Consider the following 21,648-nt stretch of genomic DNA (forward strand, 5'->3'; position numbering starts at 1 on the left):
CAGGAAACGCCGGGAGAGTTCAGTGGCCGCAGGGGGGTGGCTCCGGTAGCCTGGCGGTGTTCCCAGGGGTTCGCGGGAGAACCGGGATCCGGCAGAGTCACATGCACGGTCGTATCGGGACGCGCCGCGCGCACGGATCAGCTTCCGTGGCGCGAGGGTTACCGATTCAGTGGTCTGGTCCGGACGGGAACAGCCGGTTTCTGTCGGTGCCGGATGACATCATCACGGCATCGCCCGCTGGGAGGCGGGTGGGAACGAGGGGAGTTCAACATGGCCGACGAAAAGACCACGGTTTCACGTGGTTCGTCAGCCCGCACCGCCGCGGCGCGCGCCGCCGGGGCGCGCACGGCGACGGAGCAGGTCCGCGAGACCTCGGGTGTCGTGCCGGTGCTGTTCAGCGCCGTCGCGGAGGCCCACGACGTGGCCGTCGTGGTCGGTGACCAGGACGCCGGCTGGCGTTCGCCGTTCGGAGGCGGTCTGCGTCCGGCGAGTGGCGAATAGCTCACCCCGGCCCGGCTCCGGCCTGGTCACGAGGGTGAGCGCGGGTGACTCGGGTTGTCCCTGTGCCACGAGCTGTGCTTTACTTTAGATGGTCTCGATTTTTGTGAGTCACGCTCGCAGATTTCAGCGGGCGTAGTGTCTCCTCACTCGAGGAAGCAAACCGCCCGGGTTTGACCCGGGATGCTGATGTGGCTTCCCGTTTGGTGTTATGTATGGAGATATTTAATGACTCAGGGCACTGTGAAGTGGTTCAACTCCGAGAAGGGGTTCGGCTTCATCACCCCCGACAACGGTGGCGGCGACGTCTTCGTTCACTACAGCGAGATCCAGGGTAGCGGCTTCAAGAGCCTCGAAGAGAACGCTCGCGTGGAGTTCGAGATCGGCCAGGGCCAGAAGGGCCCGCAGGCCACGTCGGTCACCGTCATCTGACCTAGACCTTCGTGAAGGGGCCGTCACCCACGCTACGGGTGGCGGCCCTTTTCGTATGTCAACGCTGTCGTACGCCATACCGTTGCGCGCTGCGCCGGGGTTGTCCCACGATCTGGTTTCCCTTGCCGGACAACGACTTCCGTGCCTCCGGCTCACCCTGCTATCACCCGATCGTGTCCGACGTGGACCTCGTAGGCTGCGCGCCATGATCGAGAACGGCTACACCGTCTCCGGGATGTCCTGCGGCCACTGTGCACAGTCGGTCACCGAGGAAATCACCGAACTTCCGGGCGTCGAAAGCGTCGAGGTCGACGTCGAAACCGGCCGCGTCGTCGTGCGCAGCGCCCAAGAGCTCAGCGAGGACGCCGTCCGCGGTGCCGTCGAAGAAGCGGGTTACACCTACGAAGGCACCGTGGCACTCGTCTAGCCGATCGGAATCAGCCGATCAGAGCACGGCGTCCGCGAGCCGCTTGACGTCGGCCACGTCGTCGGTGCCCGGGTTGAAGATCAGCTCGTCCACGCCGAGGTCGGCGAACGACGTCATGGTCGCCTTCAGCTTTTCGGGCGTCCCGCACAGGCCGGACACGGCGAGCTCGGTGAATTCGCCCGCGCCGGCGTAGTAGTCGCCCACGTTCGCCCGGCCCTGGTCGGGGTCGCCGAGCGCGAAGTAGGCCAGCGCCACCAGGTAGGGCTCACCGGCGCGGCCGGAGTCCTTCCACGCGGCGCGGGCCTGCTCGAAGTGCCCGGCTACGAACTGCGCCGGAGCCGAGCCGCCGACGTAACCCTGGCCCCACTTGGCCATGCGCGCGAACGACGCCGGCGCCATGCCGCCGAAGAGCATCGGCACCTCGCGGGTCTCGGCCGGCACGCCCGGGTTGGCACCGCCACCGACCGGCTGTCCTGTCCACATCGAACGGTACGTCTCGAGGTCGCGGTCGATGCGCGCCCCGAGGCCCTTGGTGCCGAGTCCGTCCACGACGAAGTCGTCCGGGCGGATGCCGATCCCGAAGCCGACGGTCAGCCGGCCGCCGGAAACGCCGTCGATGGCGGCGAGTTCCTTCGCCAGCAACGGCGCCGGCCACACCGTCGCCAGCAGGACACCGCTCATGAGCCCGATCGACTTGGTCGCGCCCGCCGCCGCGGCCAGTGCCACCGTGTCCATCACGCCGGGGTAGGCGATCCGGCCGACGGTGGCCAGCGACGAGAATCCCGCCTCCTCGGCCTGCGCCGCCCATTCGGGGATGACCTGCGGGCGGACGTCGCGCACCTGGTTCGGGATTCCGACACCGATCTTCATGCTCACCGCTTTCCGGGTAAGGGATTTACCGGTCGGTCTAACACGATCGACCCGTTTGCCGGGCCGCGTCACCGGATCGCGCGCGTCCTGCCGCGCGGTGTGCCCCTTCATCCCCTGCCTCGGCTGGGTGATTCCCCCGGCCGAAGTACTGGGCCGTCCGGGTGAGCATTCGAGCTGCAACCCTCCGCAACCCTTCCCCTATCCCGCTTCACACGGTCTGCTGAACCGGCACAAGCAGGACAAGGAGATCTGTGGTGGGCCCAGGTGTGGCGGGCATCGTTGCCAACCCGGCGTCGGGGCGGGACATCCGACGGCTGGTGGCGCAGGCGTCCGTGTTCCCGACGGCCGAGAAGGCCAACATGGTCCAGCGCGTGCTGGCCTCGCTGGCCATCACGGGCGTGGGGAGAACGCTCGTTTCCACGGACCTCGGTGGCATTTCCGCAGCCGTTCTCCGGCAGCTCGGGCGCCATCCGCTGCCGGGTGTCGAGTTCTGCGACAAAGACCCGCTCACGGGCACCGCGGAGGACACGATGAACGCCGTCCGCCGCATGGTAGATGCGGGCGCCGGCGTGATCGTGTGCCTCGGCGGCGACGGCACGGCCCGGGTCGCCGCGAAGGCGTGTGGCGAGGTGCCGCTGCTCGCGCTGTCCACCGGCACCAACAACGCCTTCCCGCAGATGCGCGAAGCCACCGTCGCGGGTCTCGCAGCCGGCTTCATCGCGAGCGGTCAGATCGACCCCGACCTGGTCACCCACCGCGTGAGCAAGCTCGAAGTCGTCACCAAGGCGCGCCGCGAGATCGCTCTGGTGGACGTCGCCGTGACCCTGAGCAAGCACGTCGGTGCGAAGGCGCTGTGGGATCCCGCGTCGCTCACCGAGCTCTACTGCACCTTCGCCGAGCCCGACGGCATCGGCCTGTCCAGCATCGCGGGCCAGCTCTGCCCGAGCCCGCGGTCCAGCGCCGACGGCGTCGCCCTCAAGCTCGGGCCCGTCGGCGTCACCCCGCACGTGGTCCACGCGCCCATCGCCCCCGGCCTGGTGAAAGCCGTCGGCGTGCGCGGCTGGGGCGTGCTCCAGCAGGGCATGCGCGTGGACCTCGCCGCCGGCGGTGGCGTGATCGCCGTCGACGGAGAGCGCGAGCTCGAACTCAAGCCAGGGGAGAGCGCGTACGTCGAGCTCCGGTCCGATGGGCCGTGGTGCGTCGACGTCCGCGCGGTGATGGCCGAAGCGGCCAGACGGGGGTTGTTGCGCACCACGTCCGCGAACGAACCGAATAAGGAGCGTCGACGATGACGGAAACCTTGCTGGAGGCCTATCGCACCATGCGCACGATCCGCGCGTTCGAGGAACGCGTGCACGAGGAGTTCGCCAGCGGCGACATCCCCGGCTTCGTCCACCTCTACGCCGGCGAGGAGGCCTCGGCCGCCGGCGTCTGCCGCCATCTCGACCGCCGCGACACCATCGCCAGCACCCACCGCGGCCACGGCCACTGCATCGCCAAGGGCGTGGACGTGAAGGCCATGATGGCCGAGATCTACGGCCGCACCACGGGATCTTGTCACGGCAAGGGCGGCTCGATGCACATCGCCGACCTGTCGAAGGGCATGCTCGGCGCCAACGGCATCGTCGGCGGCGGCCCACCGCTCATCTGCGGCACCGCGCTCGCCGCGAAGCAGCAGGGGACCGGTGGCGTCGGCGTCGCCTTCTTCGGAGACGGCGCCAGCAACCAGGGCACCACGCTCGAAGCCCTCAACCTCGCGTCCGTCTGGAACCTGCCCGCGCTTTTCGTCGCCGAGAACAACGGCTACGCCGAAGCCACGTCCAGCACCTGGTCGGTGGCCTCGGACAACATCGCCGACCGCGCCGCGGGCTTCGGCATGCCGGGCGTGATCGTCGACGGCTACGACTTCTTCGCCGTCACCGAAGCCGCCGGCGAGGCCATCGACCGCGCCCGCAACGGCGGCGGTCCCACGCTCCTGGAAGTGAAGTTCACGCGCTACTTCGGCCACTTCGAAGGCGACCAGCAGAGCTACCGCGCCGACGAGGTCGCAAACGCCCGCGAAAACCTCGACTGCCTCAAGCGCTTCCGCACGCGCGTCGTCGAAAGCGGCGAGCTGTCCGCGGAAAGCCTCGACGAGGTCGACACCGAAGTCGCGAAACTCGTCGAAGAAGCCGTGGCGGAAGCCAAAGCCGCACCGAAACCCACCCGAGCCGACTTGGAGACCGACGTCTACGTCTCGTACTGAAGGGAGCGCGAGTCATGGCACGCACGATCAGCTACCGCGAAGCGATCAACGAGGCCCTCGCGCAGGAGATGCAGCGCGACGAGTCGGTTATCGTGATGGGCGAGGACAACGCCGGCGGCGCGGGCAGCCCCGGTGAGGACGACGCGTGGGGCGGCGTTCTCGGTGTCACCAAAGGGCTTTACCACCGCTTCCCGGGTCGCGTGCTCGACACGCCGATTTCGGAGTCGGCCTTCATCGGCGCGGCCATCGGCGCCGCGACGGCCGGCCAGCGGCCCGTGGCCGAGCTGATGTTCATCGACTTCATGGGCGTCTGCTTCGACCAGATCTTCAACCAGGCAGCCAAGTTCCGCTACATGTTCGGCGGCAACGCGCGCACGCCCGTGGTGATCCGCACGATGTACGGCGCGGGCCTGCGGGCGGCCGCCCAGCATTCCCAGTGCCTGTACCCGATCTTCACGCACATCCCGGGCCTCAAGGTCGTGGTGCCCTCCAGCCCGTACGAGGCCAAGGGCCTGCTCATCCAGTCCATTCGCGACGACGACCCGGTGATCTTCTGCGAGCACAAGGCGCTTTACGACACCACCGGCGAAGTCCCCGAAGACAGCTACACGATTCCGTTCGGCGAAGCCAATGTCCTGCGCGACGGCGGTGACATCACCATCGTCGCGATCGGCCGCATGGTCGGTGTCGCCGAGGAAGCCGCGCACGAGCTGTTCGAAAGCGGCATCGAGGCCGAGGTGATCGACCCGCGCACGACCAGTCCCCTCGACACCGAGACGATCCTCGAAAGCGTCGAGAACACCGGCCGCCTCGTGATCGTCGACGAGGCTTCCCCGCGCTGCAACCTCGCCACGGACATTTCCGCGCTCGTGGCCCGTGAAGGGTTCGCGTCGCTGCGGGCGCCGATCGAGATGGTCACGCCGCCGCACACGCCCGTGCCCTTCTCCGACGCGCTCGAAGACCTCTACATCCCGGGCCCCCAGCAGGTGGTCAACGCGGCGAAAGCCGTGGTCGGCTGGACTCGCTGATGGCCGACATCCAGCGCGTCACCATGCCCAAGTGGGGCTTGTCGATGAAGACGGGCCGCATCACCGACTGGCTCGCCGCCGAAGGCGACGAGATCACCGAGGGTGACGATCTCGTCGACATCGACACCGACAAGATCACCGGCACGCTGGAGTCCCCGGGCTCCGGCGTGCTGCGCCGGGTGATCGCGCCGGCGGGGGAGGACGTGCCCGTCGGCGCCACGATCGCCCTGGTCGCGCCCGCCTCCGTCGCCGACGCCGAGGTCGACGAAGCCGCTGAGGTCGCGTTGCGGGAGCTGGCCGAAGGCGTGGTCGAGGAGGCGGCGGGACCGGTCACCGGCACCGTCGAGGTCGACGGCCGCAAGCTCAGCTACGCCACGCTCGGTGACGGTGGTGGTGCGGACGGCGAGGTTGTCGTCCTCGTCCACGGCTACGGCGGCGACAAGAACTCCTGGCTCTTCGTCCAGGAGCCGCTCGCCGACGGCCGCACCGTCCACGCCCTCGACCTCCCCGGTCACGGTGAGTCCACCAAGGACGTCGGCGACGGCTCGCTCACCACCCTCGCCAACGCCGTCCTCGGCTTCCTGGAAACACTCAACGTCACCCGAGCGCACCTCGTCGGCCACTCGCTCGGCGGCGCCGTCGTCGTGGCCGCCGCCGCGGCGCAACCCGCGAAGGTCTCTTCGCTGACGCTGGTGGCCCCGGCGGGCTTCGGCGACCGCATCAACGCGGGTTACCTGCGCGGGTTCGCCACCGCCACGTCGAGGCGAGAGCTGAAACCGCACCTGGGTGCCCTCTTCGCCGACCCGGACCTGGTCACGCGCCGTCTCGCCGACGACCTCCTCAAGTACAAACGCCTCGACGGCGTCGACCGCGTCCTGGAGAAGCTCCTCACCACCCTGCTCGAAGACGACGACAGCCCGGCTCTGCACGTCGCCCCGCTCCTGGCGCAGTACGGCGGCCCGGTCACCGTGGTCTGGGGCAGTGAAGACGCCGTGCTCCCGGCCGAAAACGCCGCCGGTCTCCCGGACGTCCACCGCGTCGAAGGCGCCGGCCACCTGGTGCACTTGGAGAAACCGTCGGCCGTGGTCGAAGCCGTGGTCGAGGTTGCCGGGAGAGCGACGGAGGGATCGTCACGGCCGAGATCGACGCCGTTACGCCCTTGATCGACTCTGTCGGTGAAGTCACCGCCTCTTCCGATCACGGCCCGCTCACCGGCACACTGGCGCCGGAAGCCGGGTGAGGAGCACCCCAATGTGGCGTTGGGTGCGTTGGGGGAGTCGGACGAGGAGCGGTGGTTGGGCCAGCAGCACCTCGAGGCAGCGTTGCCGGTCGGGGTCGACCCCCGGCGGCACGCGCGCGCTCTCGCCCGCGTCCACGAGGCAGCCATCGCCGGCGAAGAGCTGCCCAGTGCGCCGCGGTCGGTGATCAGCGAGTCATGGTCGCGGGTGCAGGCGCTCGGCGTCGATCCGGACCGTGGCGCGTCGTCGCCGGTGCTCGACGTCGCCGAGCTCGAAGAACGCCGCCGCGAAAGCGGACTCGCGCCCCTGCTGCCGATCCTGCGCGGCGGCCTGCTGAGCTTGGCCGATCAGGCCGCGCACATCATGGTGATCGTCGACGCCGCCGGCCACGTCCTCTGGCGCGACGGCTCCGTCCCGGTCCGCCGCCGCGCCGACCGCCTCGGGTTCGTGGAGGGCGTCGACTGGCAGGAAGAAGCCGTCGGCACCAACGCCATCGGCACGGCGCTCGTCGCCCGGCGGCCGGTGCAGGTCTACTCCGCCGAGCACTACGTCCGCGCCCAGCACGACTGGACCTGTGCCGCCGCCCCGCTGCACGATCCCCGCGACGGCCGGCTCCTCGGCGTCGTCGACCTCTCCGGCCCCGCCTCGACGGTCCACGCCACCACCCTCGCCCTCGTCGACGCCGTCGGCCGCCTCGCCGAGTCCCAGCTGCGCACCTCGCACCTGACCGACCTCGAACGCCTGCGCGGCATCGCAGTTCCCTTGCTGGCCAAGGTTTCCGGCCGCGCGCTGGTCACCGATCCACACGGCTGGATCGCCGCCGCCACCGGCTTGGCGCCCGCCGGCCGGCTGCCGCTGCCCGCGTCCGTGGGGCCGGGTCCGCTGTGGCTGCCGGCCCACGGCCACTGCGTGGTCGAACCACTGCCCGGCGGCTGGCTCATCCGCCTGGCCGACTCCGAAGCCGCGCCACCGATCCGGGTTTCCCTGGACCTGCGCGTCCCCGGCGAACCGATGCTCACGGTTTACGGCGCCACGAGCGAATGGACCCACCGCGTCTCCCCGCGTCACGCACAGCTCCTGCACGCCCTCGCCACCCACCGAAACGGCTGCAGCGCCTCACAATTGTCGTCCGTCTTGTTCGGCGACGCGACGCGCACGCTCACCGTCCGCGCCGAGGTTTCGCGGCTGCGGCGGATCGTCGGCGGGATCATCGTGGGGCGGCCGTACCGGTTCGCCGACAACCTCGAAGTCGTCGTGCACGGACCTGACGGATCTGCTGTAGCGGGCTAGTTTTGGCCTGCGAAGCAGTGGCACGCGCGGGTTGCCCCGCGTACGCGCAACCACCATTGGTGTGAGTGATCTTTCTTGCCCGCGTGGCAAGCGGCGATGGTGTGCACCATGACCAAGCGAACATCGGTGCGGCAGCGCCGGGTCTCCGCGGAGCTGCGGACGCTGCGCATGGCGGCGGGCATGACGTGCAAAGAGGTTTCCGACGGCCTCGGCTTCTCGGAGAGCAAGATCAGCCGCATGGAGACCGGCGACCGCGGCCTGTACGCCGACGACGTCTCCGCCATCCTCGGCTTCTTGCGCGCACCGCAGGACAAACGCCAAGAGCTGCTGGAGCTTCTCCGCGACGGCGAACAACGCAACTGGCACGAGACGAACGGACCGCTACCGCCGCGCTGGAAGGACCTGATTCGCTTCGAGGAGACTGCCTCTGCGATCTCGAACTTCGAGACGATGGTGGTTCCGGGGCTGGCGCAGATTCCCGAATACTCGCGAGCCCTGATTCATGGAGTCAACTCGCAGCTCGCCGACCACGAGGTCGAGCGGTTGCTTGCCGCGCGCGCCACTCGTCAGACGATCGTGAGTCGCCGAGATGGGCCCGCAGTGCATCTGCTTCTCGAAGAAATGGTGTTGCGGAGATCGGTTGGCGGCTCTGAGATCATGGCTGCGCAGCTGGAACATCTATTGCGGATGGGCCGCCGTTCCAACGTCACGATTCAGGTGGTTCCGTTCGCTGCGACACCGCACCCCGGCCTGACCGGACCGTTCGTGGTCCTGGAGTACGCCGACGAACCCGCCCTCGCCTACGTGGAGAGCCGAGGCACCAGCAGCTTCCTCGAAGAAACAGACCTGGTCAGCAGTATTCGTCTTGCCTGGCGTGAGCTTCGTGCCATCGCCATGTCACCAGAGGACTCCTCTCGGCTGATTGCCGATACGATCGGCGTGCCGACACAGGAGGAGCAATCACCATGATGACCCCCGGGTTTCAGCCCGTTTGGCGCAAGAGTTCTTCCAGCACTGACCAGGCCAACTGCGTTGAGGTTGGGGCCTGGAGCAAGAGCTCCTACAGCACTACTCAGGCGAACTGCGTTGAGGTGACCGCCACCCCGTCGATCGAGATCGGCGTGCGGGACACGAAGGATCGTGGTGCGGGTCACCTCACCGTTTCGGCTGAAGCCTGGACCGCGTTCTTGGCGGCTGCTGCTTCCCCTGCCGGGCGCTGATCGAGATCACGTGCTGGTGACACCTTCCGGGTGAGGTTCGCCCGGCGCTCCGCGACCGGCTACCTTCTGCGGGTGGCGTACGGGGAGGATCGGGGATGACCAGCACGGTGACGCGGCCGGAGACGTCTGCGGGCACTGGCGGTACGGGTGCTTCCGCGCCCCCGCCTGAGGAACCGGAGGGCCGCAGCGGCATCGCGGGCTTGCTGGAGCTGCCGGGCCAGGCGGTGCGCGCGGTCGTGAGATCGGCGGCGACCACGCCGGGCCGGCTTTCGGTGATCGCGGTGGGGTTGGTGTTGCTGTCGCTGGTGGCGGGGCTCGTGGGCACGCTGTCGGCGCAGAACAAGGACGACACCATCTCCGGCCTGATCAGCTACCGCGAACCGCTCGCGTCGGCGGCGCAGCAGGTGTTCCGCTCGCTGTCCGACGCGGACGCGACGGCGGCGACCACGTTCCTGTCGGTGGGCACCGAGCCGCCGGAGCTACGCAAGAAGTACGAGCAGGACATCGCGGAGGCCGGTTCGGCGCTGGCGAAGGCCGCGTCGGACACCGCTGATGTGGGTGACGCCGCTCACCAGGTGGACATCCTGAACCAGAAGATCCCCGTGTACACCGGGATCGTCGAGACGGCGCGGGCGAACAACCGTCAGGGCTTCCCTTCGGGTGCTTCGTACCTTCGCGAGGCTTCGCAGCTGATGCGGACGACGATCCTGCCCGCGGCCGAAGCGCTGTACCGCGCGGACACCGACAAGCTCGCCGCCGAGCAGGACGACAGCACCGGGTTCCCGTGGGCGGCCGTCGCGCTGTTGCTGGTGCTGGCGGCGGCGCTGGTCGTCACGCAGGTGTACCTCACGCGCAAGACCAACCGTGTCATCAACATCGGCTTGCTGGTGGCGACGGCGTGCATCGTGCTGTCGATGCTGTGGGGCGCGGTGGCGCTCGTCGTGCAGGGCAGCCTGGTCGGCGCGGGCAAGACCGACGGCAGCTCGCAGGTCGACGTGCTCGCCCGCGCGCGCATCGCCGCCCTGCAGGCCCGCGCCGACGAGACGTTGACCCTGGTCGCCCGCGGCGACGGAGCCAGCTACGAACAGCAGTTCATCAAGCTCGCCGAGCAGCTCGTCGGCGCCGACGGCCAAGGCGGCCTGCTCGGCCAGGCCCGTGACCTCGCCGCCGGCACGCCCGGCCAGCAGAAGATCGAGGCCGCCGAACAAGCCGCACGCGAGTGGTCGCTGGCCCACCTGGAAGTCCGCAAGCTGGACGATTCCGGGCAGTACCAGCAGGCCGTCGATTTCGCGACGTCCGTCAGTCAAGGCAGTGCCGCGGCCGCGTTCGCGCGCCTTGACGCCAACCTCCAGGACGCCATCGAGGTGTGCCGCCAGGAGTTCCTGGACGACACCCAGGCCGGCGGCAACGCGTTGACGGCCCTGGCCCCCGGTGTCGGCGCCCTCGCGGTGCTCGCGGCGGGCGGCGTGACGGTCGGCGTCCGGGAACGTCTGCGGGAGTACCGGTGACGTCGGGTGCGCGCGTGAGACGGAGATCGACGGCAGCCGGCAGCGTGACCTGCAGACGGCGGAGATTGAGGGAGTACCGGTGATTCGGTCGCGTCACTTGTTCCGGGCAGCCGCATTGGCAGTGGTCGCGGTATTGGCCACCGCGTGCGGCTCGGCAGCTCAGCCGATCGACCTGGCCCCGGTGAGTGACGCGGCCTGGCCGATGCCCGCGGGCGTCAGCGGCCCCGACGCCTCCGCCGGCGGCTCGTCCGACACCAGCTGCGACCCGACGGCCAGCCTGTCGCCGGCCGGCGCGTCCGCGTCGTCGCCCTCGGTGGCGAAGATCAAGGCCCGCGGCAAGCTGATCGCGGGCGTCGACCAGACCACGTACCTGTTCGGCTTCCGGAACCCCAAGACGGGCAACCTCGAGGGCTTCGACATCGACATGGTCAACCAGATCGCCGCCGCGATCTTCGGCTCCGCCGAGGGCCACGTGCAGTTCCGGGCGATCGCTTCGTCGCAACGCGAGCAGGTGCTGAAGGATCACCAGGTCGACATCGTCGTCCGGACGTACTCGATCACGTGCGCGCGGTTGAAGGACGTGGCTTTCTCGTCGGTGTACTACGTCGCCGGCCAGAAGATCCTGGTGCCCAAGGCCTCCAACGCCGAATCCCTGTCGGACCTCAAGGGCAAGCGCGTCTGCGCCACCAAACAGTCGACCTCGCTGGCCAAAATCGCCACCGATCCGGCCCACCCCACCGCCGTCTCGGTCGACAACTGGTCCGACTGCCTCATCATGCTCCAGCAACACCAGGTCGACGCCGTCTCCACCGACGACACCATCCTCGCGGGCATGGCCGCCCAAGACCCCACCGTCAAGGTCGCCGGCGCCCCCATGACCACGGAGAACTACGGCATCGGCATCCCCAAGGACCAGCCGGACCTCGTCCGCTACGTCAACTCGGTCCTCGAAACCACCCGCACCAACGGCACGTGGGCCGCCAGCTACCAGAAATGGGTCGGCGCCCGCCTCGGCCCGGCCACACCGCCTTCGCCGAACTACAAGTAGTCCGATGCGCCGCGCGACTGGACCTCTCGCGCCGGGCAGGCCCGCGCGAATGGACCGCTTGCGCCGCTCAAACCGTGCGAGGGGACCGTTCGGGTCACCGCTGCGAGTGAGCGGACCGGCCGCACCGGTCCGGGCGCGCGACTGGACCGGTGGCTGCGGCGCGCGCGACCGGACCGGTCGACCCGAATCCGTCCGCGAGTGGTCCAGTCGCGCCGGTTCCCAGCTCCGCAGGCGGTTCCGTCGGCCGAGCGCCGGGGTGCGGCAGGTCCCTTCGGGCGGACCTGAGGCGTCTGGGCCCCGGCTTCGCGGTGCCCGACTAGGATCAATGAGGGACTTTTTCCGCGGGGATCTCGGGAGGTAGTTGTGTCGGAGGAGCCGCGCCGTCCTCGGCACGCCGCGCCGGACGAGAACGCGGGTGCCGAGACGCCCTCGTGGACTCCGCCGCCGCCGGTTCGCTGGGACACGCCGGAGCCGTCGGTGTCCGGCCGCCTCGACCCGGCCGCTCGGCCGGACCCCGAGTCGCCGACCGTGATCAACACTCCGGTCTACCGCCCGCAGACCCCCGTGCAGGGGGTGCAGCAGCCGTACCAAGGTGGTCCGGGCCAGCCCGGTCAGCCGCAGGGTGGCCAGGGGCAGCCTGGTTCAGGCCAGCAGATGCCGGGCGCTCCCGGTCAGCAGGGCCCGGGCCAGCAGGGGCAACCCGGCTACCCCCAGCCTCCCTACGGCCAGCAGCCCCCGTCGCAGAACCAGCCCTACCCGCCGCACCCGCAATCCCCGCAGTCCCAAGCCCGCGCGTACCCCCAGACACCCGGCTACCCGCCCCCGTCCCACACGGGCCAGCAGCGCCACCCCGCCCGCCCTGGAACCCAGGGCCAGCCGTACCCCGGCGGGCAGTACGCTCCCGGCCGACCGGCTCCCGAGCAGCCCAACCGCGTCGCCGAGCCCTCTTCGCAGCCCGGCCGCCCGGCGGACCCAGGCGTGACCGGCACCCCGGGCCAGGGCATTTCCGCTCAGCCGAACCGCGCCGCTGAGCCGGGCGCCACCGGCACCCAGAACCCGGGCACGTCTTCGCAGCCGGGTCGCCCCGCTGACTCAGCGATCCCCTGGAAGCAAGTCCAACCAGGACAAGGAACCCGCACCCCGGAAAGCTCCGCGCAGCAGCCGTCCGACGCCGGAAACCGCAACAGCGAAGCCGCGGACCCGAACCTGAGCAGCCGCCAGCCGTCCGAGCAGGCCAACCGCGTGGCCGAACCGAACGCGACCGACGCCGCCCAGCAGCAAGAATCAGGTCCGCAGCAAGACCCCGCCCACGCCGAAAACCCCGAAGCCAAGCCGGAAGATCCCACCCGACCCCCGGGTGACCTGGCTCCGGTCATCCTCCCGCAGTCGCAGCAGCCGGTCGCGCCCGTCGATCCGGCGGCGCCGATGCCCACCAGCGTCCTTGCCAACCCGAGCCCCGGTACGCAGAGCATCATGCCGCCGTCGCCGCGTCTGCAGCCGCAGGAGTCGTTGCCGGATCCGGGCACGGACAGCGTCGTCGCCGCGAGTCGCAGTGAAGGCCACGGCACGGGCACTCGCAGCGAAGGCGGTTCCCAGGGTTCCCAGGGCAGCGGCACCGGCTCGTTCCCCGGCACCTCGCGCCGCACCGGCTCCCGGACCTCCAGCCGGCGCTCCCGCCGCGGCCGTCTCGGCGCCGGGCTCATCGACGTTCCGCCCGTGCCGTACCGCGACCCCGCGACGGCCGTGCTCGCGAACCCCGTCGTCTCCGAGGAAAAACGCTTCTGCGGCAACTGCGGCGCGAAGGTCGGCCGCGCCAAGGACGGCAAACCCGCCACCCCCGAAGGCAAGTGCGACAACTGCGGCACGTCCTTCTCGTTCCTGCCGAAGCTTCAGCCCCACGAGCTCGTCGGCGGCCAGTACGAAGTGCTCGGCGCTCTCGCGTACGGCGGCCTCGGCTGGATCTACCTCGCGCAGGACCACAACGTCTCCGATCGCTGGGTCGTCCTCAAGGGCTTGATCGACACGGGCGACGCGACCGCGATGGCCGCCGCCGCCAACGAGATGCGGTTCCTCGCCGAGGTCGAGCACCCGAACATCGTCAAGATCCACAATTTCGTGCAGCACCCGGACGCGCAGACCGGCAACTCCGTCGGCTACATCGTGATGGAGTACGTCGGCGGCCAGTCGCTGCGGCAGCTCGCGCTGCAGCACCACCGGGAGAGCAAGCGGCCGGAGCCGTTGCCGATCGGGCAGGTCATCGCGTACGGCCTCGAGATCCTCCCCGCGCTCGGCTACCTCCACAGCCAGGGCCTGCTCTACTGCGACCTCAAGCCGGACAACGTCATCCAGACCCACGAGCAGCTCAAGCTGATCGACCTGGGCGCCGTCCGGCGGCTCGACGACTACGAGAGCCCGCTGTTCTTCACCACCGGCTACAGCGCGCCCGAGCTGGCGACGCAGGGCGCGTCGATTTCGAGCGACCTCTACACCGTCGGCCGGACGCTCGCCGTGCTGAGCTTCGAGTTCCAGGGCTACACCACGAAGTTCAAGTCGTCGCTGCCCGGTCCCGACGCCGTGCCGCTGTTCGCGCTTTTCGGTTCGTACTACCGCTTCCTCAAGCGCGCGACGCACGTCGACCCCGACCGTCGCTTCCTCGCCGCCGAGGACATGGCCGACCAGCTCACGGGCGTGCTGCGCGAGATCATGGCGCTCGGCACGGGCAAACCGCGGCCGGCCGCGTCGACGGTCTTCGGGCCGGAGAGCCGCGCGTTCGGCGTGCACCTCGTCGTCCCCGAAGCCGGCACGAGCGTGCCGCTGCCCGAGCCCGCCGAGGTTGTCGCCGGCCTGCCGATCCCGCAGGTCGACACGGACGACCCCGCGGCCGGCGTCCTGGCGACCACCACCGCCCTCGACCCGCGCGAAGCCATCGAAGCCCTCGCCGGCGCTCCGCGCGAGTCCATCGAGGTGCGCCTGCGCATCGTCCGCGCGCGCATCGAGCTGGGCGAGTTCGTGGAAGCCCAGCGCCAGCTCCAGGCGGCCCAGTACCTGGCCATCCGCAACGGTTTCCCGCACGACTGGCGCATCGACTGGTACCGCGGCCTCATCGAGCTGGCCGGCGCCCGCCCGCGCGTCGCCCACGTCGCCTTCGAAGCCGTCTACGACGACCTCCCCGGCGAAATCGCGCCGAAGCTCGCCTTGGCGGTGAGCGCCGAGGGCGTCGGCGACTACTTCGGCGCCGCGCGCTACTACGAACTGGTCTGGCGCACTGACCGGACTTACGTCAGCGCCGCCTTCGGCCTCGCCCGCGTCTACCTGGCCCAGGGCGCCCGCGCCGGCGCCGTCGAGGTCCTGGAGATGGTCCCCGCCACCTCCACGCACTACATCGACGCCCAGGTCGCCGCCATCAAGATCAAAACCCAATCTGGCGCCGCCTCCGAGCAGTCCCGCATCTCCGAACAGGACCTCCTCGACGCCTCCCTGCGCCTCGAACGCCTCAACCTCGACGCCGAACGCCGAACCCGCCTGTCCGCCGAAGTCCTCGAAGCCGCGTACGACTGGCTTCGCACGCCCTCCGCCCCTTCCCCGGCGGAAACCTCGAAGGTCCTGGGGTACGCGCTGGAGGAGCGCGATGTGCGCTTCGGGTTGGAACGGTGCTACCGCACGTTGGCGCGACTGGCGGGGTCGACGGAGGACCGAGTTGCACTGGTGGACAGGGCAAACTCGATCCGACCGAGGACGTTTACGTAGGTCTGCGTTTTGGGGGTGTGGGCTCTGTCTTGGATGGGCTCTATTCGGTCGGACCGTGTCTTGAGTGGGCTCTGTCCGGAGCCCCGGTCGTGGGCGCGAGCCCTCGCGGGTCGAGTGCGGGTCGCGGACCCTGTCTTAGGGCCCTTGTCGTGGGCGCGGGCCCTGTCGGGGGACGGCTATGTCCGAGGCGGGCCGTGTCTCGGGGGCGCTGTTTCAGGCGGACCTTGTCTTGAGTGGGCTCTGTCCAGGGCAGGCCCTGTCTCAGGAGGCCTCTGCCGGGAGCGGCCTCTGTCCGGGGCTCCTGCCGTGGGCGCGGGCAAGTGCCGGGGCGAAAGTTGAGCCCCCCTTGCGCGGTTCCGCTCGCGTAGGCCCGCCCGGAGTTTGCTAGGGCCTGTGCCGTAGTGGGCACGGGCCTTGGCTGGGGAGGCATCTGTCCGGCGGCTCGTGTCGCGGGCCCTGATCCTGGGCGCTCACGAGGCCTTCTGTCCAGCTGTAACCGCTCCGCGGCTGACTCTGCCGCCTCCGCCGCAATCACTCTTCCGGGTTGTGGATAACTGCCCCTCCGGAGGTTCTCACCAGCGTTTTTGTCGGTGGGGGCCGATAGAATGGACTCGGGGACGCCCCCCCTCGGGAGGGCGGGGGCCTGTCCTCCCGGCTGGGCCCAGGGCAAAAGAGCCGAGTCGGATGTCCGGCTCTGCGTCAGCCCAGCAACCCTCGGCACCAAACCCGCCGTTGTCGTTGCTGCGTTGCGCGAGTGTGTGCGGGGCGTGGAAGAAGGCCGATGGCCTGGGTGGACTGGCCGCGCCGGTGCGTGGATCCGCTCGGCTTGGCGCAACTCTTGTGGCGAGGCCGCCACCGGCACTGATGGTGTTCATGCTGCTCGGGCGGCGGCTCGCTGACGGTTCGCGGTCGCGTCGTCGATCCGGACCTGCCCGCCGGCCGCTCTTGTGCCGGTACCTGTTCCCAGCAGCGCAAATTCCTCGGTCAATGCTCCGCCAGGCCGACCAGCGCTCGAACGAGGCCGCCCAAGGGACCGGGCCTCGCGCCGATCTGGACACTGAGACAGCCAAGTTGTGCAGCGATCCAGGGAGGGCAGGGGCTTGTCCTCCCGGCTGGGCCCACGGGCAAAGGAGCAGAGCCGACCATCCGGCTCCGCTCCAGCCCCCAGCGATCCCCAGCACCAACCCGCCGTCACAGGCTGCGTGCGTTGATGTCCCCGTACTCCGTCGTCGCCTCGATGGTCAGGGCGGCGTCGCCGGTGTTCTGGAGCGAGTTGCGCACCCGGCCGTAGGACGTGCCCGCGTCCAGGGTGGCCGAGACGCCCGGGGCGGCGGCCACCGAGACGTCGCCGGCCGAGGTGCGCAGCACGACCGAGCCGCGGACGGCTGAAGCGATGTCGATGTTTCCCTTGCCCGTCGTGATCGAAGCGGGGCCGTTGAGGCGGCCGACGGAGACGTCACCGGCCTGAGTGGACAGTCGCAGGCCGGCCGTCTCGTCGAGCTTGACGGCGCCGTGCGAGCCCTCGAACGAGACTTCGCCGAGGCGGCCCACGCCGCGGAAGTCGGCGGCGGCCGCGGAAGCCGAGACGCGCGAGTCGGCGGGCAGCTGCACCGTCACCTCGATCGAGCCCGACGCGCCGAGCATCTGGTTCTTTGCGGTGGCCTCGATGCGCAGCACGCCGTCCGTGAAGGAGACCGTGGTCTGCTCCGCGACCTTCACGTCGCGCGCCTTCGAAGCGTCCGCCGGCCGGACCTCGACGGTGGTGTCCGCGCGGTCCGCGGCGATGATCTGAACGCGCCCCGCGGGAATGGCGACGAAGGCGGAGATCGGGGCGGTGGTGGTGAACTTCTGCATCTGGATCAGCTCCTGTGCTCGTTGTTTCTGACATGAGAAACGCTACGTTGCGTTCAAGAATCAGGCAATAAACTCGTTGCACAACACGAGCATAAGAACAGTTCAGAGGCTCACAATCATTGCGATGGAGCAAAATCTAACGCAACAAAGCCGTTGCAATGAACTGAAACAAAACGCTACGCTGAAGACCCAGGCAACCACCACGAGGGAGAACCACATGCCCGGCGGCCGCCTCACCCGGCAAGAGCGTCAGCAGATCGCGCTGGGCCTCGCCGACAGCCTCGCCTACGCGGAGATCGCCCGGCGTCTCGATCGCCCCACGTCGACGATCACCCGCGAGGTCATGCGCAACGGCGGGCCCACCTCGTACCGCGCCGACCTGGCTCACCACGCCACGGAGCACCGCACCCGCCGTCGGAAGAAAGCAGCACCCCCGCAGCAAGCAGTCCCGCAAGCCCACGGCCGCGACGCCGAAGCCGTCCGCGAGTACGAGGAGACGTTCACCGTCCTCCTCATGCAATCCGGCCTGCCCCGGATGGCCGCCCGCGTCCTGACCTGCCTCTACATCAGCGACGACGGCAGCGTCACCGCCGCCGAACTCGTCCGCCATCTGCAGGTCAGCCCCGCGTCCGTCTCCAAAGCTGTCTCACTTCTCGACGGCCTGGGCCTGCTCAGCAGGGAACGCGACGAACGCCGCCGCGAGCGCTACGTCGCCGACAACGACGTCTGGTACCAGTCCGTCCTCGCCAGCGCGCGCGCCAACGCCCAGCTCGCCGAGACCGCGCGCCAGGGCGTTGCGATCCTCGGCCGCGACACCCCAGCGGCTGCACGCCTGGAGAACATTGCCCGGTTTGTCGATTTCGTCGGCGAGAGCATCGCTCGCGCCGCGGAGCAGGCCCGCGAAATCCTGTACGCGAAACCCGAGGTCAGGGATTGATCTCCCACTCCTGACCGTCCTGCGCGCGCCGCTGCTTCTCGCGCGCGTCGGCCAGCTTCTGCAACGCCGCCGAGTCACCGTGCGTCGTGAAGTGCTCGAACCCGACCGCCACGAACAGGGCGCGCGCGGTCACGGCGATGGGACCGTCGGGGGCGTCGAGGTGACCGTCGGCGGAAACGTAGATCTTGCGCCCCGCCGTGCCGTCCAGGCGGGCCTCGATGTGCAGGGTCGAGCCGACGGGCACGGGCCGGCGGAAGTCCGTCTCGAGCTTTCCGGTCACGGCCGGGCGCCGCAGCAGGTTGCCGACCGCGCTGCCGAGGGCCTCGTCGAACGCGCACGCCAGCAGTCCGCCGTGCGCGAGGCCGGGCGCACCCTGGTGGGCGGGCGTCACGGTGAACTTCGACAGCACCGTGTGCCCCTCGCCGACGACCGAACGCAGGCGCAGACCCGCGTCCACCTCGTCGCCGCAGCCGAAACACTCGTCGAAGTGCACGCCGAGCTCGGTGCCGGCGGCGGGGGCCTTCGGGTGCACGGCGGGTGGCTCCACGGACACCGGCGGCCACGGTCCAGAAACACGACTCATGCGCTGACGTTAACCCGCGAGTAGCCGTTCGCGGTACGCGGCCTGACCTGCGGCGCGCGTTTTCCTCAGCGCACAGTAGTCGGAAAATTCCGTACGGTAGAACTTTCGCGACTCACGCTGCCGATTAATCCCAGCCGGACAACACTCGGGAAATGAGCTGTATCGGAGCTACTGGGTCGCGTACGAGGAGGTCGTCGCGGGGATGAGTGAGGCAACGGCGAAGAAATCAGACGTCGACCAGAGAACCGTCAAACGGGCAGTCCTCGCGTCGGCGATGGGTAACGCCACCGAGTGGTACGACTACGGCGTCTTCACCTCGGGCGCCATCGCCACGAGCATCGGCACGGTCTTCTTCCCCGGCGAAGGCAACGCTGTGCTGAAGTCGCTGGCGCTGGTCGCGGTCGGGTTCATCGTGCGGCCGTTCGGCGGGGCGTTCTTCGGCCCGCTGGGCGACAAACTGGGGCGGCAGAAGGTTCTCGCGATCACCATTCTGCTGATGTCGGGCTGTACTTTCCTGGTCGGCGTGCTGCCGACGTACGCGGGGCCGTACAGCATGGGCATCGCGGCACCGATCGCGATCTTGTTGCTGCGCTTGATCCAGGGCTTCTCCACGGGCGGTGAGTACGGCGGCGCGGCGACGTTCATCGCCGAGTACGCGCCGACGAAACGCCGTGGTTTCTTCGGGTCGTTCCTGGAACTGGGGACGCTGAGCGGCTACGTGCTGGGCAACGTCGTCGTGCTCGCGGTCACGCTTTCTCTGCCGGCCGACCAGGTCGAGGCGTGGGCGTGGCGGATCCCGTTCTTCGTCGCGCTGCCGCTGGGCCTCATCGGTCTGTACCTGCGGTCGCGGCTCGAGGACACGCCGGAGTTCAAGCGGCTCGAGGCTTCCGGCAACAAGCCGAAGAAGGCGCCGCTGAAGGAGACCTTCACCCGCAACTGGCGGATGATCCTGAACCTGATCGGCATCGTGCTGCTGCTGAACATCGCGGACTACATGCTGCTCACGACCATGCCGACGTACTTCACGGATACGTTGAAGATCAACGACAACACGTCCACGTTGATCATCATCGGCGTGGAGCTCGTGCAGGCCGCGATCATCCTGCCGCTGGGCGCTTTGTCCGACCGCATCGGGCGAAAACCGTTGCTGATCACCGCCGCGATCGGGTTCCTGGTGCTGAGCTGGCCGAGCATCAAGCTGATGCAGTCGGGCAGCATCCTGTGGCTGATCGTCGGGTTCGGCATCGTCGCGTTCCTGCTGGTGCTGATGCTGGCTGTGATCGGCTCGACCTTCCCGGCCATGTTCCCGACGCGCGTGCGCTACGGTTCGTTCGCGATCGGCTACAACGTCTCGACGTCGCTGTTCGGTGGTACGTGCGGTGTCGTCGTGACGGCCCTGATTCAGGGCACGGGCAACAACGACTGGCCGGCGTACTACCTGATGATCGCCGCCGTGATCGCGCTGGTGCCGATCTTCAAGATCCCGGAGACCTCGCAGGTGCCGATCGAACAGATCGACACGGCGGACACCGGTGGCAAGTTGGCGGGTGCCACTCGCTGAGGTTCTTTGTGTTCGCGGCCCGTCCCCCTTGCTTGGGGGACGGGCCGCTCTTCTGCCTGCTGTGTCTGCCTGCTGTGTCTACTGTGGACAGCTCTGGGGCTGCTCCGCTCAGCGAACTTCGGCAACCTCGACCGGGCGAGGAGCAGCGAAACGCTTGCGCGCCCAAGTCGCCAGCCCACCGGCGACCACAACAGCTACTACGGTTTCGATCATGAGTGCGGCGAACACCATTTTTGCTTCCTCCTCGAGTTCTCGGGCCGGCTCGCTCTTCGTTCGACCGGCTGAGCAACAGTCCGTCGGCGGCCTTGGTCGACCACCACAGGAAACATCGCCACGAGGCGGCCGGATATTTCGCCGAAAACCCACCTGGCCGGGGTGACGTCGACCACCCTGGTTGTGGGGCGGTAACTGTGGTCTGAACAGGGGATTGTCGGCCTCACTGAGTGAGAGGTCTGGGCCGCTGGGGGCTCTGTTTTGTCCCCGACCCGCGCCCCAGCCCCAGCCCCAGCCCCGGCCCCGGCCCCGCCCCGACCTCGGGTCTCGGGCCACCGGCCCCGGCTTCGGCCCCGGGTCACTAGCCGGCCGCCGCCCCCGGCCACACAGCTGGGCACGACCGGCCCACTCGCTCTGCCACCACGACGCGACCGGTCATCTCGCACATTCGACCTGGTGCGGCTGGTCCCCTCACACCGATGCAGCGCAAGGGGACCGCTCGTGCCGCCGGAACAGCGCGAAAGGTCCACTCGCAGCACCGACGTGGTTCGACCAGTCCACTGGCCACGCGAGCGCGGCTCGAAAGGTCCAGTCGCGCGGCGGTCGTGGCTCGACCGGTCCGTTCGTGCCGGACCGCGCGACAGGTCCGTTGGCGCTGCGAACGCTGCGCGACTGGTCCGCTCGCGCTGCTGCGAACGCTGCACGACCGGTCCACTGGCGCTGGTCGCGCTGCACGATCGGTCCGCTCGCGTCGGCCGCGCAGCACGATCGGTCCGCTCGCGCCGCGGTGGCGCTGCACGACTGGTCCAGTCGCGCAGCCGAGGTCGCTCGATGGGTCCGTTCGTGGGGCAGGAGCGGCGCGACTGGTCCGCTCGTGTCGGTCGCGCGGCACGATCGGTCCGCTCGTGCTGGTGGCGCGGCACGATCGGTCCGTTCGCGTGGGTGACAC

18 protein-coding genes are annotated in these 21,648 nt (G+C 69.3%); 15 read left to right on the forward strand and 3 right to left on the reverse strand.

Translation table 11 applies throughout. The annotated features are described in order from the left end of the window. Positions 1 to 270 precede the first annotated feature (270 nt). The 3 genes from ACQPXB_RS02450 (at position 271) to ACQPXB_RS02460 (ending at position 1,357) form a co-directional block, all read left to right on the forward strand. Positions 271 to 501, forward strand: coding sequence for a hypothetical protein (locus ACQPXB_RS02450; protein WP_220247900.1), 231 nt, complete (start codon positions 271 to 273; stop codon positions 499 to 501). Between the two features lie 225 nt (positions 502 to 726). Beyond that, on the forward strand, positions 727 to 930 hold the full coding sequence (locus ACQPXB_RS02455) for a cold-shock protein (protein WP_086855961.1): 204 nt from the start codon (positions 727 to 729) through the stop codon (positions 928 to 930). 205 nt (positions 931 to 1,135) lie between these two features. Then, positions 1,136 to 1,357, forward strand: a complete 222-nt coding sequence (locus ACQPXB_RS02460; protein ID WP_432849279.1) for a heavy-metal-associated domain-containing protein — start codon at positions 1,136 to 1,138, stop codon at positions 1,355 to 1,357. Positions 1,358 to 1,375: 18 nt separating this feature from the next. Here the strand turns inward: ACQPXB_RS02460 and ACQPXB_RS02465 are convergent, their stop codons facing one another. Beyond that, positions 1,376 to 2,227 (reverse strand): LLM class flavin-dependent oxidoreductase, encoded by an 852-nt coding sequence (locus ACQPXB_RS02465; protein WP_432857243.1) that lies wholly within the window; start codon positions 2,225 to 2,227, stop codon positions 1,376 to 1,378. A 254-nt stretch (positions 2,228 to 2,481) separates the two neighbouring features. On the opposite strand from ACQPXB_RS02465, the gene ACQPXB_RS02470 reads away from it, so the two are divergent. The 10 genes from ACQPXB_RS02470 (at position 2,482) to ACQPXB_RS02515 (ending at position 15,551) form a co-directional block, all read left to right on the forward strand. Further along, positions 2,482 to 3,519, forward strand: a complete 1,038-nt coding sequence (locus ACQPXB_RS02470; protein WP_366577623.1) for an ATP-NAD kinase family protein — start codon at positions 2,482 to 2,484, stop codon at positions 3,517 to 3,519. Beyond that, positions 3,516 to 4,472, forward strand: coding sequence for a thiamine pyrophosphate-dependent dehydrogenase E1 component subunit alpha (locus tag ACQPXB_RS02475; RefSeq protein ID WP_366577625.1), 957 nt, complete (start codon positions 3,516 to 3,518; stop codon positions 4,470 to 4,472). The genes ACQPXB_RS02470 and ACQPXB_RS02475 overlap by 4 nt, the downstream gene beginning before the upstream one ends. 14 nt (positions 4,473 to 4,486) lie before the next feature. Then, positions 4,487 to 5,500 (forward strand): alpha-ketoacid dehydrogenase subunit beta, encoded by a 1,014-nt coding sequence (locus tag ACQPXB_RS02480; protein WP_432849280.1) that lies wholly within the window; start codon positions 4,487 to 4,489, stop codon positions 5,498 to 5,500. Then, complete coding sequence (locus ACQPXB_RS02485) at positions 5,500 to 6,663, forward strand: acetoin dehydrogenase dihydrolipoyllysine-residue acetyltransferase subunit (RefSeq protein WP_432849281.1); 1,164 nt, start codon at positions 5,500 to 5,502, stop codon at positions 6,661 to 6,663. The genes ACQPXB_RS02480 and ACQPXB_RS02485 overlap by 1 nt, the downstream gene beginning before the upstream one ends. Positions 6,664 to 6,795: 132 nt before the next feature. Beyond that, a complete protein-coding gene (locus tag ACQPXB_RS02490; protein ID WP_432849282.1) occupies positions 6,796 to 8,028 on the forward strand; it encodes a GAF domain-containing protein in 1,233 nt (410 codons plus the stop codon). A gap of 108 nt (positions 8,029 to 8,136) precedes the next feature. Then, a complete protein-coding gene (locus ACQPXB_RS02495) occupies positions 8,137 to 8,997 on the forward strand; it encodes a helix-turn-helix domain-containing protein (protein ID WP_432849283.1) in 861 nt (286 codons plus the stop codon). Beyond that, positions 8,997 to 9,248 (forward strand): DUF397 domain-containing protein, encoded by a 252-nt coding sequence (locus ACQPXB_RS02500; RefSeq protein WP_432857246.1) that lies wholly within the window; start codon positions 8,997 to 8,999, stop codon positions 9,246 to 9,248. The genes ACQPXB_RS02495 and ACQPXB_RS02500 overlap by 1 nt, the downstream gene beginning before the upstream one ends. A 95-nt stretch (positions 9,249 to 9,343) precedes the next feature. Then, on the forward strand, positions 9,344 to 10,756 hold the full coding sequence (locus tag ACQPXB_RS02505) for a hypothetical protein (RefSeq protein WP_432849284.1): 1,413 nt from the start codon (positions 9,344 to 9,346) through the stop codon (positions 10,754 to 10,756). Positions 10,757 to 10,937: 181 nt separating this feature from the next. Then, positions 10,938 to 11,804 carry a glutamate ABC transporter substrate-binding protein gene (locus tag ACQPXB_RS02510; protein WP_432849285.1) on the forward strand — a complete coding sequence of 289 codons (867 nt, stop codon included), beginning with the start codon at positions 10,938 to 10,940 and terminating at the stop codon, positions 11,802 to 11,804. Positions 11,805 to 13,229: 1,425 nt separating this feature from the next. Beyond that, positions 13,230 to 15,551 (forward strand): serine/threonine-protein kinase, encoded by a 2,322-nt coding sequence (locus ACQPXB_RS02515; protein WP_366577916.1) that lies wholly within the window; start codon positions 13,230 to 13,232, stop codon positions 15,549 to 15,551. A gap of 1,191 nt (positions 15,552 to 16,742) precedes the next feature. Here the strand turns inward: ACQPXB_RS02515 and ACQPXB_RS02520 are convergent. Beyond that, the gene (locus ACQPXB_RS02520) at positions 16,743 to 17,405 is read right to left on the reverse strand and encodes a DUF4097 family beta strand repeat-containing protein (protein WP_432849286.1); all 663 of its coding nucleotides are present in this window, start codon (positions 17,403 to 17,405) and stop codon (positions 16,743 to 16,745) included. 217 nt (positions 17,406 to 17,622) lie between these two features. On the opposite strand from ACQPXB_RS02520, the gene ACQPXB_RS02525 reads away from it, so the two are divergent. Beyond that, positions 17,623 to 18,342 (forward strand): helix-turn-helix domain-containing protein, encoded by a 720-nt coding sequence (locus tag ACQPXB_RS02525; protein ID WP_366577642.1) that lies wholly within the window; start codon positions 17,623 to 17,625, stop codon positions 18,340 to 18,342. On the opposite strand, the gene ACQPXB_RS02530 is transcribed toward ACQPXB_RS02525, so the two are convergent. Next, a complete protein-coding gene (locus ACQPXB_RS02530) occupies positions 18,332 to 18,925 on the reverse strand; it encodes a PaaI family thioesterase (RefSeq protein WP_366577644.1) in 594 nt (197 codons plus the stop codon). The genes ACQPXB_RS02525 and ACQPXB_RS02530 overlap by 11 nt on opposite strands. A 202-nt stretch (positions 18,926 to 19,127) precedes the next feature. On the opposite strand from ACQPXB_RS02530, the gene ACQPXB_RS02535 reads away from it, so the two are divergent. Continuing rightward, entirely contained in the window at positions 19,128 to 20,486 is a 1,359-nt protein-coding gene (locus tag ACQPXB_RS02535) for an MFS transporter (protein ID WP_366577646.1), read from the forward strand. The last annotated feature ends 1,162 nt before the right edge of the window (positions 20,487 to 21,648 follow it).

It is taken from the genome of Amycolatopsis sp. CA-161197, from assembly GCF_050942255.1.
Classification (GTDB): Bacteria; Actinomycetota; Actinomycetes; order Mycobacteriales; family Pseudonocardiaceae; genus Amycolatopsis.

Excerpts from the sequence above, each read along its gene's own strand:
- ACQPXB_RS02450 (WP_220247900.1), top strand. The coding sequence starts at position 271 with ATGGCCGACGAAAAGACCACGGTTTCACGTGGTTCGTCAGCCCGCACC.
- ACQPXB_RS02455 (WP_086855961.1), top strand. The coding sequence starts at position 727 with ATGACTCAGGGCACTGTGAAGTGGTTCAACTCCGAGAAGGGGTTCGGC.
- ACQPXB_RS02460 (WP_432849279.1), top strand. The coding sequence starts at position 1,136 with ATGATCGAGAACGGCTACACCGTCTCCGGGATGTCCTGCGGCCACTGT.
- ACQPXB_RS02465 (WP_432857243.1), bottom strand. The coding sequence starts at position 2,227 with ATGAAGATCGGTGTCGGAATCCCGAACCAGGTGCGCGACGTCCGCCCG.
- ACQPXB_RS02475 (WP_366577625.1), top strand. The coding sequence starts at position 3,516 with ATGACGGAAACCTTGCTGGAGGCCTATCGCACCATGCGCACGATCCGC.
- ACQPXB_RS02480 (WP_432849280.1), top strand. The coding sequence starts at position 4,487 with ATGGCACGCACGATCAGCTACCGCGAAGCGATCAACGAGGCCCTCGCG.
- ACQPXB_RS02485 (WP_432849281.1), top strand. The coding sequence starts at position 5,500 with ATGGCCGACATCCAGCGCGTCACCATGCCCAAGTGGGGCTTGTCGATG.
- ACQPXB_RS02495 (WP_432849283.1), top strand. The coding sequence starts at position 8,137 with ATGACCAAGCGAACATCGGTGCGGCAGCGCCGGGTCTCCGCGGAGCTG.
- ACQPXB_RS02500 (WP_432857246.1), top strand. The coding sequence starts at position 8,997 with ATGACCCCCGGGTTTCAGCCCGTTTGGCGCAAGAGTTCTTCCAGCACT.
- ACQPXB_RS02505 (WP_432849284.1), top strand. The coding sequence starts at position 9,344 with ATGACCAGCACGGTGACGCGGCCGGAGACGTCTGCGGGCACTGGCGGT.
- ACQPXB_RS02515 (WP_366577916.1), top strand. The coding sequence starts at position 13,230 with ATGCCCACCAGCGTCCTTGCCAACCCGAGCCCCGGTACGCAGAGCATC.
- ACQPXB_RS02520 (WP_432849286.1), bottom strand. The coding sequence starts at position 17,405 with ATGCAGAAGTTCACCACCACCGCCCCGATCTCCGCCTTCGTCGCCATT.
- ACQPXB_RS02525 (WP_366577642.1), top strand. The coding sequence starts at position 17,623 with ATGCCCGGCGGCCGCCTCACCCGGCAAGAGCGTCAGCAGATCGCGCTG.
- ACQPXB_RS02530 (WP_366577644.1), bottom strand. The coding sequence starts at position 18,925 with ATGAGTCGTGTTTCTGGACCGTGGCCGCCGGTGTCCGTGGAGCCACCC.
- ACQPXB_RS02535 (WP_366577646.1), top strand. The coding sequence starts at position 19,128 with ATGAGTGAGGCAACGGCGAAGAAATCAGACGTCGACCAGAGAACCGTC.